At 73.5% G+C, this 12,732-nt stretch carries 15 protein-coding genes; 6 read left to right on the top strand and 9 right to left on the bottom strand.

The window, feature by feature from the left end:
• Positions 1-67 precede the first annotated feature (67 nt).
• Positions 68-1,054: a 2,3,4,5-tetrahydropyridine-2,6-dicarboxylate N-succinyltransferase gene (dapD, locus tag AYX06_RS05090; protein WP_062734867.1), complete on the bottom strand. Its 987-nt coding sequence runs from the start codon at positions 1,052-1,054 to the stop codon at positions 68-70.
• Between the two features lie 61 nt (positions 1,055-1,115).
• Here dapD and dapE point away from each other — a divergent pair, with 61 nt between their 5' ends.
• Positions 1,116-2,225: a succinyl-diaminopimelate desuccinylase gene (dapE, locus tag AYX06_RS05085; RefSeq protein WP_062734866.1), complete on the top strand. Its 1,110-nt coding sequence runs from the start codon at positions 1,116-1,118 to the stop codon at positions 2,223-2,225.
• 25 nt (positions 2,226-2,250) lie between these two features.
• On the opposite strand, the gene AYX06_RS05080 is transcribed toward dapE, so the two are convergent.
• From AYX06_RS05080 to AYX06_RS05065, 4 genes are all read right to left on the bottom strand, one after another.
• On the bottom strand, positions 2,251-3,123 hold the full coding sequence (locus tag AYX06_RS05080) for an amino acid ABC transporter permease (protein WP_062734865.1): 873 nt from the start codon (positions 3,121-3,123) through the stop codon (positions 2,251-2,253).
• Positions 3,123-3,809 (bottom strand): amino acid ABC transporter permease, encoded by a 687-nt coding sequence (locus AYX06_RS05075; RefSeq protein ID WP_047803717.1) that lies wholly within the window; start codon positions 3,807-3,809, stop codon positions 3,123-3,125. Before AYX06_RS05075 ends, AYX06_RS05080 begins: the two co-directional genes overlap by 1 nt.
• Before the next feature lie 132 nt (positions 3,810-3,941).
• Positions 3,942-4,790 (bottom strand): glutamate ABC transporter substrate-binding protein, encoded by an 849-nt coding sequence (locus tag AYX06_RS05070; protein WP_062734864.1) that lies wholly within the window; start codon positions 4,788-4,790, stop codon positions 3,942-3,944.
• Between the two features lie 55 nt (positions 4,791-4,845).
• Positions 4,846-5,565, bottom strand: a complete 720-nt coding sequence (locus tag AYX06_RS05065) for an amino acid ABC transporter ATP-binding protein (protein WP_170301014.1) — start codon at positions 5,563-5,565, stop codon at positions 4,846-4,848.
• Positions 5,566-5,781: 216 nt separating this feature from the next.
• Here AYX06_RS05065 and AYX06_RS05060 point away from each other — a divergent pair, with 216 nt between their 5' ends.
• From AYX06_RS05060 to AYX06_RS19165, 3 genes are all read left to right on the top strand, one after another.
• The gene (locus AYX06_RS05060; RefSeq protein ID WP_062734862.1) at positions 5,782-6,087 is read left to right on the top strand and encodes a DivIVA domain-containing protein; all 306 of its coding nucleotides are present in this window, start codon (positions 5,782-5,784) and stop codon (positions 6,085-6,087) included.
• The gene (locus tag AYX06_RS05055) at positions 6,084-7,268 is read left to right on the top strand and encodes a hypothetical protein (RefSeq protein WP_084271460.1); all 1,185 of its coding nucleotides are present in this window, start codon (positions 6,084-6,086) and stop codon (positions 7,266-7,268) included. Before AYX06_RS05060 ends, AYX06_RS05055 begins: the two co-directional genes overlap by 4 nt.
• Before the next feature lie 114 nt (positions 7,269-7,382).
• Positions 7,383-7,550 (top strand): DUF3117 domain-containing protein, encoded by a 168-nt coding sequence (locus tag AYX06_RS19165; protein ID WP_075872508.1) that lies wholly within the window; start codon positions 7,383-7,385, stop codon positions 7,548-7,550.
• 114 nt (positions 7,551-7,664) lie between these two features.
• Here the strand turns inward: AYX06_RS19165 and AYX06_RS05050 are convergent, their stop codons facing one another.
• On the bottom strand, positions 7,665-8,297 hold the full coding sequence (locus AYX06_RS05050; RefSeq protein ID WP_062734861.1) for an O-methyltransferase: 633 nt from the start codon (positions 8,295-8,297) through the stop codon (positions 7,665-7,667).
• A gap of 161 nt (positions 8,298-8,458) precedes the next feature.
• Between AYX06_RS05050 and AYX06_RS05045 the strand changes: the two genes are divergently transcribed.
• The gene (locus AYX06_RS05045; protein ID WP_062734860.1) at positions 8,459-9,145 is read left to right on the top strand and encodes a hypothetical protein; all 687 of its coding nucleotides are present in this window, start codon (positions 8,459-8,461) and stop codon (positions 9,143-9,145) included.
• A gap of 37 nt (positions 9,146-9,182) precedes the next feature.
• On the top strand, positions 9,183-9,530 hold the full coding sequence (locus tag AYX06_RS05040) for a Sec-independent protein translocase family protein (protein ID WP_062734859.1): 348 nt from the start codon (positions 9,183-9,185) through the stop codon (positions 9,528-9,530).
• Positions 9,531-9,624: 94 nt separating this feature from the next.
• Here the strand turns inward: AYX06_RS05040 and AYX06_RS05035 are convergent, their stop codons facing one another.
• Genes AYX06_RS05035 through AYX06_RS05025 form a run of 3 tightly spaced genes read right to left on the bottom strand, consistent with a single transcriptional unit; the run spans position 9,625 to position 12,716 of the window.
• Positions 9,625-10,812, bottom strand: coding sequence for an Mrp/NBP35 family ATP-binding protein (locus AYX06_RS05035; protein ID WP_084271459.1), 1,188 nt, complete (start codon positions 10,810-10,812; stop codon positions 9,625-9,627).
• The gene (locus AYX06_RS05030) at positions 10,805-11,422 is read right to left on the bottom strand and encodes a DUF1003 domain-containing protein (protein WP_062734858.1); all 618 of its coding nucleotides are present in this window, start codon (positions 11,420-11,422) and stop codon (positions 10,805-10,807) included. Before AYX06_RS05030 ends, AYX06_RS05035 begins: the two co-directional genes overlap by 8 nt.
• On the bottom strand, positions 11,415-12,716 hold the full coding sequence (locus AYX06_RS05025) for a magnesium transporter MgtE N-terminal domain-containing protein (RefSeq protein WP_062734857.1): 1,302 nt from the start codon (positions 12,714-12,716) through the stop codon (positions 11,415-11,417). Before AYX06_RS05025 ends, AYX06_RS05030 begins: the two co-directional genes overlap by 8 nt.
• Positions 12,717-12,732: the final 16 nt, after the last annotated feature.

Here is a 12,732-nt window from a genome sequence, read left to right as displayed (position 1 = left end):
CTCGGCCGGCGGGGGAGGCCCGCCGACCTGGCTGCTCAGCCGGGGTGGAGCTCAGCCGGGGTGGAGCTCAGTTGGCGTGCAGGGCCGCGTTGAGCTCCACGGTCCGACCGGCGCGCGGCAGCACCTCGACCGTGCCGGTGAGCGAGTTGCGGCGGAACAGCAGGTTCGGGACGCCGGAGAGCTCCGAGGCCTTGGCCGTGGACTGCGCCCCGTCGGCGAGCACGCTCACCCGCGTGCCGGCGGTGACGTAGAGGCCGGCCTCGACCACACAGTCGTCGCCGAGGGAGATGCCCACGCCGGAGTTCGCCCCGAGGAGCACGCGCTCGCCCACGGTGATCCGCTCCTTGCCGCCGCCGGAGAGGGTGCCCATGATGGACGCGCCGCCGCCGATGTCCGTGGCGTCGCCCACGACCACGCCGGCGCTGATCCGGCCCTCGACCATGGACTGGCCCAGCGTGCCGGCGTTGAAGTTCACGAAGCCCTCGTGCATCACCGTGGTGCCGGCGGCCAGGTGGGCGCCGAGCCGGATCCGGTTGGCGTCGCCGATCCGCACGCCCGAGGGCACCACGTAGTCCACCATCCGCGGGAACTTGTCGACGCTGTGCACGGTCACGTGCCCGCCGGTGGCCTTCATCCGCAGCAGGGCGAGGGTGAGCTCCTCGGCGAGCACGGGGCCGCGGTCGGTCCAGGCGACGTTGGCGAGCAGGCCGAACACCCCGTCGAGGTTCACGGTGTTGGGCCGCACGAGGCGGTGGGAGAGCAGGTGCAGGCGCAGGTACGCGTCGGCGGCGTCGGCGGGGGCGGCGTCGAGGTCGACGACCGTCTCGACGATCTCGCTGCGGATGTTGCGGTCCGGGTCGGCGGTGGCCGCCAGCCGCAGGTCGGCGTCGAGGGAGGTGTCGACCGCGTCGGACAGCGCCGGGGCGGGGTACCAGACGTCGAGGACGGTGCCCTCCTGGGGGCCGGAGGCCACGACGGTGGCCAGGCCCAGGCCGGAGGCGGAACGACCGGCGGCGGGACGACCGGCGGCGGGACGAGAGGTGGGAGAAGTCATGGCGTCCATCCTACGGGGGAGGGCGGGGCCGGGCCGATCCGGCCGCGGGGGTGCCGCCGCTATGCTGGCAGCCATGATCGCACCCGACCTCGACCTCGCCGCGGACCCTGCCGAGCTCACCGCCGCCCTCATCGACCTGGAGTCCGTCTCCGGCGGCGAGGGGCCCATCGCCGACGCCGTCGAGGCCGCGCTGCGCCGGCTCCCGCACCTCGCGGTGCACCGGGACGGGGACGCCGTGGTCGCCCGCACCGAGCTGGGCCGGGGCGAGCGGGTGGTGCTCGCCGGGCACCTCGACACCGTGCCCCTGCCCGCCGTGCCCGGCGCCCGCGGGACCGTGCCCTCGTCGTGGGAGGAGGCCGACGGCCACCGGGTGCTCTACGGCCGCGGGGCCACCGACATGAAGGGCGGCGTGGCCGTCCAGCTCGCCCTCGCGGCCGCCCTGACCGAGCCCAACCGGGACGTCAGCTACGTCTTCTACGACCACGAGGAGGTCGACGCCGCGGCCAGCGGCCTGGGACGGCTGCAGCGCAACGCCCCGGAGCTGCTCGAGGCGGACTTCGCGGTGCTGCTCGAGCCCACGGACGGGACGGTGGAGGGCGGGTGCAACGGCACGATGCGCTTCCGGATCACCACCACCGGGCGCGCGGCCCACTCGGGGCGGTCCTGGATCGGGGACAACGCCATCCACAAGCAGGCCGACGTCCTGGCCCGCCTGGCCGCCTACACCCCGCGGACGATCACCGTGGAGGGCCTCGACTACCGGGAGGGCCTCAACGCGACCGGGATCGGCGGCGGCGTGGCCGGCAACGTCGTCCCGGACACCGCCCACGTGGAGATCAACTACCGCTTCGCCCCGGACAAGTCCCCGGAGGAGGCCCTCGCCCACGTCCGGGAGGTCTTCGCCGGCTACGAGCTGGAGATCGCCGACCTCTCGGCCGCGGCCCGCCCCGGCCTGGACCGCCCCGCCGCCGCGGCGTTCGTGGCCGCGGTGGGCCAGGAGCCGAAGCCGAAGTACGGCTGGACCGACGTGGCCCGCTTCTCCCAGATGGGGGTGCCGGCGGTGAACTTCGGTCCCGGCGACGCCCTGCTCGCCCACACCGACGACGAGCACGTGAGCGCCGAGGCCGTGCGGGAGTGCTACCGGGCCCTCGCCGCCTGGCTCACCGACTGAGCGGCCGGCTCAGACGGCGGTCGGCTCAGACGGTGGCCTCCTCGGCGGCGAGGGGGCCCTCGGCCGGCTTGGTGGCGCCTCCCGTGCGGTAGCTGAGGAACCGGGAGAGCCACGCCGCCAGCAGCGTCAGCAGGTAGTTGATCAGCACGAAGACCAGGGCCACGACGAACAGCGTCTGGAGGATGTTGCCGTCCCCGGAGCCCAGGCGCCGGCCGCTGGCGAGCAGCTCCGGGTAGGTGATGATGTAGCCCAGGGCCGTGTCCTTGAGGATGACCACGAACTGGCTGACCAGCGAGGGCAGCATGGCCGTCAGCGCCTGGGGGAGCTCGATCAGGCGCAGCGAGCGGGCCGGCGTGAGCCCGATGACGAGCCCGGCCTCCCGCTGCCCCTTGGGCAGCTGGTGGACGCCGGAGCGGATCAGCTCGGCGATCACGGACCCGTTGTAGAACATCAGGCCGAGGACCACCGCCCAGAAGGGGACGTTGGACGGCTCGACCAGCCCGGCCCGCCCGATGCCCAGGTAGAAGAAGATCATCATCACGAGCACCGGCACGGCGCGGAAGAACTCCACGACCACGGTGGAGACCCACCGGACGGGCCCGAGCTGGGAGAGCCGGCCGAGCCCGAAGACCAGGCCGAAGACGACGGAGAGGACCACGGCCAGCAGCGCGGCCCGGAGGGTGTCCCACAGTCCCGGCAGCAGGAAGTTCTCCCACGTGCGCGCGGTCAGCAGGGGACTCCACTTCGCGGCGTCGAGCTGGCCCTTCTCGGCCAGCTCGCCCAGCACGATCCAGGCGAGGGCCGCCGCGAGCAGCACGCCGAGCACGTTCAGCGCCGCGCTGACCCGCCGGCCGCGGGGTCCTTGGACGTCGAAGAGGACGTTCTGGGTCTTGGCCATCAGCGCTTCACCGCCAGCTTCCGGGAGGCCCAGGTGGTGAGCAGGCCCACCGGGACCACGATGAGGACGAAGCCGAGGGCGACCACCAGGAAGATCGCGATGATCACGTCCGGGCGGAACTCGATCATGGTCTTCATGAGCGAGGAGATCTCGGTGACCGACGCGGCCGCGGCCACCGTCGTGTTCTTCGTCAGGGCGATCAGGGTGTTGCCGAGCGGCGTGACGGCCCCCCGCAGCGCCTGCGGGAAGATGATCAGCCGGGCGGCGGGCAGGAAGGACAGACCGATGGCCCGGGCGGCCTCGGCCTGGCCGACCGGGACGGTGTTGACCCCGGAGCGGATGGCCTCGCAGACGAAGGCCGCGTGGTAGAGGCTCAGGCCGATGACCGCCCAGTTGAAGAAGTTCTGGTTGAAGTCGCCGGAGAGGTTGATCCCCAGCTGGCTCCACACGCCCAGGACCAGGAAGACGAGGATGATGGTCAGCGGCGTGTTGCGGAACAGGTTCACGTACCCGGTGCCCAGCAGCCGCAGCGACGCGATGGGGGAGATGCGCATCAGCGCGATCAGCCCGCCGAGGACCGCCGAGCCGATCGCGGCCCAGAAGGTCAGCCGGAGGTTGACCCAGAAGGCGGCCAGGACGTCGTACTGCTCGAACAGGCTGGCGAAGTCTGCCAGGTAGTCGCTCACGGGAGCTCCCGGGGATCGGGGTGGTGCTGGGTCACGCGAGGGCCCTTCGTCGTGGATCGGTCGGTGTGCTGCGGGGGCGCCGGTCCCGGGGCCGGCCGGAACCGGCCGGCCCCGGGACCTACGCGTCCGTCGTCACTCGCCGCAGGGCTCGGGCTCCGGCGGGTTCAGCTCAGCGTTGTACTGGTAGTCGGCCCCCTCCGTGTTGGCGGTGACCGCCTCCTCCCAGGCGCCCTCGTCGATCATCTTGGTGATGGCCTCGTTGACGGCCTCGCACTGGTCGGAGCCCTGGGGCAGGCCCACGCCGTAGCGCTCCTCGGAGAAGGTGTTGCCCACCACCTTGAACTTGCCCTGGTTGGCCTCGGTCGCGGCCAGGCCCGCGAGGATGATGTCGTCCGTGGTCACGGCGTCCACCTGGCCGGACTCCAGCGCGGTGAGGCAGTCGGCGTAGCCGGGCTGCTCGACGAGGTTGGCGCCGGGCTGGTCCTCCTTGACCTTCTGCGCGGAGGTCGAACCCGTCACCGAGCACAGGTTCTTGCCCTCGAGGTCGTCCGGGCCGGTGATCGAGGTGTCGTCGCTGCGGACCAGCAGGTCCTGGCCGGCCACGAAGTACGGGCCGGCGAAGTCCACGGTCTGGTCGCGCTCCTCGGTGATCGAGTAGGTCGCGAAGATCATGTCCACCTGGTCGTTGGCGAGCATGTTCTCGCGGTTGGCCGAGGGGGACTCCACCCACTCGATCTGGTCCTCCGCGTAGCCGAGCTCGTTGGCGACGTACTTGGCGACGTCGACGTCGAAGCCGGTGTACTGGTCGCCGTCCCGGAAGCCGAGGCCCGGCTGGTCGTACTTGATGCCGATCCGGACGGACTCGCCGGACCCGCCGGTCTCCCCGCCGCCGGCCTGCTCCCCGCCGCCGCCGCACGCAGTGAGGGTCAGGGCCGCGGCCGCGGCCATCGCGGCGAGTCCGAGGGGCTTGGTGTTGCGCATGGTCTGCTCCTTGCAGTCGAGGTGGTGGCGTTCGGTCGGAGGGACGGGTGGACGGTCAGTGGCCGAGGATCTTGCCCAGGAAGTCCTGGGCGCGCGCGGAGCGCGGATTGGTGAAGAACTCCTCGGGGGTGTTCTCCTCGACGATCTGCCCGTCGGCCATGAACACGACGCGGTCGGCGGCCTTGCGGGCGAAGCCCATCTCGTGGGTCACCACGATCATCGTCATGCCCTGCTTCGCCAGGGCGACCATGGTGTCGAGCACCTCGTTGATCATCTCGGGGTCGAGGGCGGAGGTCGGCTCGTCGAAGAGCATGACCTTCGGCTCCATGGCCAGGGCGCGGGCGATCGCCACGCGCTGCTGCTGGCCGCCGGAGAGCTGGGCCGGCAGCTTCTCGGCCTGGTTCGCCACGCCCACGCGGGTCAGCAGCTCCATGGCCTGCTTCTTCGCCTCGCCCGCCGAGCGGCCACGGACCTTGACGGGTCCGAGGGTCACGTTCTGGAGCACCGACTTGTGGGCGAAGAGGTTGAAGGACTGGAAGACCATGCCCACGTCCGCGCGCAGCCGCGCGAGGGCCTTGCCCTCCTCGGGCAGCCGCTTGCCGTCGATGAGGATCTCCCCGTCGTCGATGCTCTCGAGCCGGTTGATCGCGCGGCACAGGGTCGACTTCCCGGACCCGGACGGGCCGATCACCACGACGACCTCGCCGCGGCGCACCTCCAGGTTGATGTCCCGGAGCACGTGGAGGTCCCCGAAGTGCTTGTTGACGTGCGACATGCGGACCAGGGCCTCGCCCGTGCCGGGCGCGGCGGCGGACGGTGCGGCGGCCGGCGGAGTGGCGTGTGACATACCGGAAAGATATCCCAGATTTCTTCCGTGTGATGGCGAACACGTTGCGAGCACGTTAAGTGCGTACCGATCCGTAGGAATGTTTCGCGTCCGGGCGGCCGCGCAGCTGCCGGGCCGCCCGGGCCCGGCGCATAGCCTGGTGCCATGACCGAACTCTTCGTGGTGCTGACCGGCCTGGTGCTGCTGCTGACCGTCGTGGGCGTCGTCCTGCTCGGCCGCGACCGGCTCTCCGGCTGGACCGCTCCGGCCCGGGACGGGATCCGGGCCGAGCGCGCCCCGGACGCGCCTCTCGTGCTGCCCGAGGTGATGACGCGCGAGGACGTCGGGCGGATCGCCTTCTCCGTCCGGCGCCGCGGCTACGACCCCGGGGAGGTGCAAGCCGTGCTCGACCGCCTCGCCCGGCAGCTGCCGGCCCAGGACCCCGGACCCGGTCCGGCGCGGAGAGCGTGAGCTCCCGCCTGGCCGCCGCCCCCTGGTGGGCCCAGGCCGCGCTCGTCTGGGCGGCCTCCCGGGTGTGGGCGTGGGCCGTGTTCACCACGGTGGGGCGCCAGCAGGGCCCCGGCCCGTGGGGCGACGGCGCCCTGGGATACCTCGCGTTCACCGGCATCTGGGACTCCGACTGGTACGAGCGGATCGCCCGGGAGGGCTACCCGGGGTCCGTCCCGCGGGACGAGGCCGGGCGCACCCAGGAGAACGCCTGGGCGTTCTACCCGGTCTTCCCGCTGCTCGTCCGGGCGGTGACGGGGCTCACCGGGGCCGGCTGGGACGCCGCGGCCTCGGTGGTGTCCCTGGCGGCGGGCTTCGGCGCGGCGCTGCTCGTCCACCGGCTCTTCCTCCGGTTCGCCGCCCCGGACACGGCCCTGTGGGGGCTGGCGTTCGTGGCGTTCAACCCGGTGGCCCCGGTGCTGCAGGTGCCCTACGCCGAGTCGCTGCACCTGGCGCTGCTGGCCGGGGCCCTGCTGCTGGTGGCCCGGGGCCGGCACCTCGCGGCGGCGCCGGTGGTGCTCGTCATGTGCCTCACCCGCCCCGCGGGGGTGCCCTTCGCCGCCGCCCTGGGGATCACCTGGCTCGTGCGGACCGTGGCCCGGCACCGGGCCGGGCAGCTGCGCCGGGCGGCCGACGCGTTCGACGGGCTGTTCGCCCTCGCAGTGTTCTCCTGCGCCGCCGCGCTGGCCTGGCCGGCGATCGCCTGGTGGGCCACGGGGGAGCCGACGGCCTACACCGAGACGGAGACGGTCTGGCGGGGCGGAGGGCTGGTGCCGGTGGTCCCGTGGTTCGACGCCGGGACGGACCTCTTCGGCCCGGTCGCGGGACTCGCCGCCCCGGTGCTGCTGGTGGCCGGCTGTGTCCTGGTGCTGCGCTCGCGGGTGGTGCGCGAGCGGCTGGACCTGCTCACCCGGGTGTGGCTGGCGAGCTACGCCGTGTACCTGCTGCTGTTCCTGCACCCGCAGACCAGCACCTTCCGGCTGCTGCTGCCGCTGTTCCCGCTCGCCCTGCCGCTGGCGGCGGTCTCGGACTCGCGCGCCTACCGGGTGGCGTGCGTGCTCTTCGGCGCCGTGCTCCAGCTGGTCTGGGTGGGCTGGCTGTGGCACTGGAAGCAGCTGCCCGGGGGCGGGGACTACCCGCCGTGAGCCGCTCCCGGAGGCCGCGCCGACGCGCGCCGCCCCGGTCCCGTGCCGTCCGGGCCCACCGCGACGGCTCGGATAGGATGGGAGCAACACCAACTGAGGAAGAGGAGTTCCCACATGGCGGCCATGAAGCCGAGAACCGGTGACGGACCGATGGAGGTCACCAAGGAGGGGCGCAGCCTCATCATGCGCGTGCCGCTCGAGGGTGGCGGCCGGCTCGTGGTCGAGCTGAAGCCGGGCGAGGCCGCGGAGCTCAAGGAGTGCCTGGCCGGCGTGACCGAGTGACGTCCCGCCCGCGACGGCGGAGGGCCCGGCACCACGGGGTGCCGGGCCCTCCGCCGTGCTGCGGGCCCGGCCGGTGCGGTTCTCCCGAGGGGAGGCCCCGTCCCGGGGGCCGGATCAGCGGCGGACGGCGAGGAGCAGGCCCGAGCCGGTGGTGAGCAGTGCGGTGCTGAAGCGCTCGTCGTCCCGGAACAGCCGGTGCACGGCCCGCATGGTCCGGGTGTTCTCCTCGCGGTTGGCCGGCTGCGCCACCTTGTCCTGGTGCAGGGCGTCGTTGACCACCAGCATCCCGCCCGGACGCAGCAGCCGCACCGCCTCCTCGGCGTAGTCCAGGGTCCCCTCGGAGTCCGCGTCGAGGAACACGAGGTCGTAGGCCCCGGCGCTGAGCCGGGGCATCACCAGGGAGGCGCGGCCGGGGATGGTGCGGGTCCGGCTCGTCGGCACCCCGGCCTCCCGGAACGTGTCCCGGGCCGCGCGCAGGGCCCGGATGTCGGTGTCGATGGTCGTCAGCACGGACGTGGCCGGCAGCCCGCGCAGCAGCGCGAGCCCGGAGACCCCCGCCCCCGTGCCCACCTCCACGACGGTGGCGGGCCGCGCCGACGCGGCGAGCACCGTCAGGGCGGCGGCCGTGCCCGGGGTGACCGGCGGGATGCGCAGGGCGAGGGACCGCTCCCGGGCGCGGTAGGCGAGCTCGTCCTCCACGGCGAACGCCTCGGCGTACGACCAGCTCGTCGTCTTGTCCGCGCCCATGTTCCGCCCTTCGTCGCTGTGGCCAATGCGCGTCATCCTACCGGCTGGGTCCCCGCGCCCGGCCATCGTCCAGTCCGCGTCCAGCTTGCCCGCCGATCATGGGACCGACGCCGCGCCCCGCGCCCGGCCCCGCCCACCAGCGCCCGCACGAAGGAGGCCCGATGCCCCGCCCGGACCGCGCCGCCCCGGTGCCGGCCCGCCCCCGCAGCAACGCGGTGCCGGTGGCCGCCGCGACCGTCAGCGCGGTGCTCACCCTGCTGCTGGGCTCGGGCTACGCGGTCGGGCGCACCGTCGTGGCGGAGTCCGCGGCGTCCTCGGGCACCGCGGAGCAGGCCCCGGTCTCGGCGTGGCGCGGCACCGGCGGGGTCCTGCACGCGGACGAGGCCTCCGCGGACCGCTGGCGCGCGGAGGGCTGGACGCTGCCCACCCTCGCCTCGGACGGCTACCAGGTGCTCTCCATGGCCCGCGACACGCGCTCCGGCCACCCGGTCGTCGAGGTGCGGCTGCAGCGCGGCGAGGAGCTCGTCGTCGTGGTCGAGCAGCGCGGCCGGGTCGACCGGGGCAATCCCATGGACGGGATCACCGGGCTGCCCGTGAGCGCCGAGGGACTCCGGCCCTCCCCGGTCGAGGGCGTCCCGCTGTGGCTGGACGCCGGTCCGCCGTGGCGGGTGGTGCTCGTGGGCGAGGACGTGGTGTACACGGTCACCGGGGACAGCGGCCCGCCCGCGATGGCCCGCACCGTCCACCACGTCCTGGCCGACGAGCTCAGCCGGGTGGCCGAGCCGGCCGCGGAGGATCCCGGCGTCGCCGAGACGGTGGCCGCCGGCCTGCGCAGGATCTTCGGCTGACCCGTCCGGCTCCCTCCGGCTGGTAAAATTTCTTCCTGTGCTCGGCATCAACGGCGGCGAAGCGATCATCCTGGTGCTCCTTGCCCTGTTCATCATCGGGCCGGAGCGGCTGCCGGAGTACGCGGAGAAGCTCAAGGAGTTCGTCAAGGCCGCCAAGCGCTACGCCACCGGCGCCACGGAGGAGCTCAAGGAGACCCTGGGGCCCGAGATCGCCGACGTCGACTGGCGCCGGCTGGATCCCCGCCAGTACGACCCCCGCACCATCGTGCGCCAGGCGCTGCTGGAGGACGACGAGCCGGCCCGGCCCGGCCCGCAGCGCTCCCGGCCCTCGCTGACCCGGCTGGCCCCCGGGGAGCGCGCCCCCTTCGACACCGAGGCGACCTGAGCCGCCCGACCCGGAGGACCGGTCGACGGAGGCCCGGTCAACGGGGGGCCTGTCCACGGACACGGGCCGGCGGGGACCGGCCGGCGGGAACCGGTCAGCGGGGACCGAGGCCCAGCGGCCGGCCGGCCAGCCCGAGCGGCCGGGAGCCCAGCACGTCGGCCACCGAGCGCAGCGCCGCCGCCGCGGGCGAGTCCGGGGCGGACCACACCACCGGCCGGCCCGTGTCCCCGCCCTCCCGGAGGGCGACGTCGAGGGGCACGCCCCCGAGCAGCGGCACCTCGTAGCCGAGCCGGCGGGTCAGCGACTCCGCGATCCGGGCGCCGCCGCCGGCCCCGAAGAGCTCGAGCACGCTGCCGTCCGGCATGGGCATGCCGGCCATGTTCTCGATCACCCCGGCCACCGTCTGCCCGGTCTGCACGGCCAGCGCTCCGGAGCGCTCGGCGACCTCCACCGCGGCCTGCTGGGGGGTGGAGACGACCAGCACCTCGGCGGTGGGCAGCAGCTGGGCCACGGAGATCGCGACGTCCCCGGTGCCCGGCGGGAGGTCGAGGAAGAGGTGGTCCAGGTCCCCGAAGTGCACGTCCGTGAGGAACTGCTCGACCGCCCGGTGCAGCATCGGCCCGCGCCAGGCGACCGGCTGGTCCGGGTCCACGAACATCCCGATCGAGATGACCTTGAGCACCCCGGCGCGGCCGGTGTCCTGCCGGGCCGTCTCGGGGACCTCCACCACCGGGGGCAGGATCATGTCCCCCACCTGGGTGGGGGACCGGTCGATGCCCAGCAGCCCCGGGACGGAGAAGCCGTGGACGTCCGCGTCCACGATCCCCACGGACCGGCCCCGGGCGGCCAGCGCGGCGGCGAGGTTCACGGTGACGGTCGACTTGCCGACCCCGCCCTTGCCGCTGGTCACGGCGTGCACCCGGGTCAGGGAGGACGGGTCGTTGAAGGGCACGGTCCGGGTGTGGCCCACCCGCTCCTTGAGCGCGGTGCGCTGCTCGGGCGTCATCACCCCGACCTCCACGGCCACGGCGCGCACCCCCTCCACGGTCGACACGGCCTCCCGGACGTCGTGCTCGATGGTCGAGCGCAGGGGGCAGCCGCTGATCGTCAGCAGCACGTGCACCGCGGCGCGGCCGGCGTCGTCGAGGGCGGCGGAGCGGATCATCCCCAGCTCGGTCACCGGCCGGCGCAGCTCGGGGTCGAGCACGCGGTCCAGCGCCTTGCGCAGCGCGGGGTGCAGGTCCTCGGGGGCGAGGACGTCGTCGGCACGGGGGTCAGACACGGGGGATTCCTCTGGTCTCGGGGGCGGCGGGTCGGTCGAGGCTCCTGCTCCGGCGGCGGGGGCTCTTCCGCGGGTGGGCGGCCGGCTCGTCGGCGTCCGGGGCCTCCTCCTGCGCCTCGAGCAGGTCCTCGAGCACCGTGCGCAGCTCGGAGCGCACGAAGTCGCGGGTGGCGACCTCGCGCAGCGCGATCCGCAGCGACGCGATCTCCCGGGTCAGGTACTCGGTGTCGGCGAGGTTCTGCTGGGCCCGGCGCCGGTCCTCCTCCTGGGTCACCCGGTCCCGGTCGTCCTGCCGGTTCTGCGCCAGCAGCAGCAGCGGGGCGGCGTAGGAGGCCTGCAGGGAGAGCATCAGCGTCAGCAGCGTGAAGTTCAGGGCCCGGGAGTCGAACTGCAGCTCCCGCGGGGCGAGGGTGTTCCAGCCCAGCCACAGCGCCACCAGCACCGTCATCCAGAACAGGAACTGGGGCGTGCCCATGAAGCGGGCGAAGCCCTCCGTCCACTTCCCGAACGCGTCCGGGTTGGGCCGGAACCGGTCCAGCAGCCCGGGGCGGTGCTCCCGGGGCTGGTCCAGGGCGTTGACGCGGGCGCGCCGGGCCTCCCGCTCACTCATACCGCTTGCCCACCTTCCGGATCGGGGTGCCGTCGTCGGCGGTGCGCCAGTCCTCGGGCAGCAGGGCGTCGAGGACGTCGTCGATCGTGATCGCCCCGACCACCCGGTCGTGGTCGTTGACCACGGGGATGATGGTCAGGTCGTAGGTCGCCAGCTCGCGGGCGACGTCCTGCAGGGACGCGAGGTCGGAGACCGGCTCGAGCGAGCGGTCGATGAGGTTGCCCACGGCCTCGGGCGGCGGGTAGCGCAGCAGCTTCTGGGTGTGCACCATGCCGAGGTACTTGCCGGTGGGCGTCTCCAGCGGCGGCCGGGAGACGATCACGGCCGCCGCGACCGCGGGGCTGAGCTCCTCCTGCCGGATGTGCGCGAGGGCCTCGGCGACCGTGGCCTCCGGCGGCAGGATGATCGGCACGGGGGTCATCAGCGAGCCGGCCGTGCCCTCCTCGTACTCCAGCAGGCGCCGGACGTCCTCGGCGTCCTCGGGCTGCATGAGGGCGAGCAGCTCCTCGGCCTGGGCGTCGGGCAGCTCGTTGAGCAGGTCCGCGGCGTCGTCGGGCTCCATCTCCTCGAGCACCGTGGCCGCGCGGTCCCGCGCCATGTTGGTGAGGATGTAGACCTGGTCCTCCTCCGGGAGCTCCTCGAGGACGTCGGCGAGCCGGTCGTCCTGCAGCTCGTGCGCGATCTCGAGCATGCGCTTGGCCGACATGTCGTGGATCTCGTCGGCGAGGTCGGCGGGCTGCTGCTCCTCGTGGGAGGCGACCCACTGGGTGGCCGGCTGGTGGCCCGCGGCGGAGGGGTCCCCGGCGTCCTCCCAGTCGATGATCAGCGTCTCGTTGCGCCGGCGCATCAGGCCCCCGCCGGTGCCGGTGCGGCGGACGAAGAGCTGGGTGATCAGCCAGTCGCCGGTGTTGCGCTTGCGCTCCATGGCCATGTCCTCGACCGTGGCCTCCCCGGAGCCGTCGCGCAGCACCACGGTGCGGTCGAAGACCTCGCCGACGGCCAGGGTCTCCGCGCCGCGCTGCTCGAAGCGGCGCAGGTTGACGAGCCCCGTGCTGATGATCTTGTCCGCGTCGATGCTGGTCACCCGGGTCATGGGCACGAACACGCGCTTCTTGCCGAGGACCTCCACCACGAGACCCACCACGAGCGGGCGGCGGGAGGAGCGCCCGTACCGGGAGCTCCCGCGCATCAGCACGACGACGTCGCGCAGCCGCCCCAGACGGTCCCCCAGGGGGTCGAACACGTCGAGGCCGATCAGGCGCGCGATGAAGATCTTGTCGATGTTGCTGCTCACCGTACAAGACTACCCA

Source organism: Kocuria turfanensis (genome assembly GCF_001580365.1).
In the GTDB taxonomy this organism is placed as follows: domain Bacteria; phylum Actinomycetota; class Actinomycetes; order Actinomycetales; family Micrococcaceae; genus Kocuria; species Kocuria turfanensis.
Note: the sequence above shows the minus strand (reverse complement) of the source record. Positions and strands in the feature narration are given on the sequence as shown.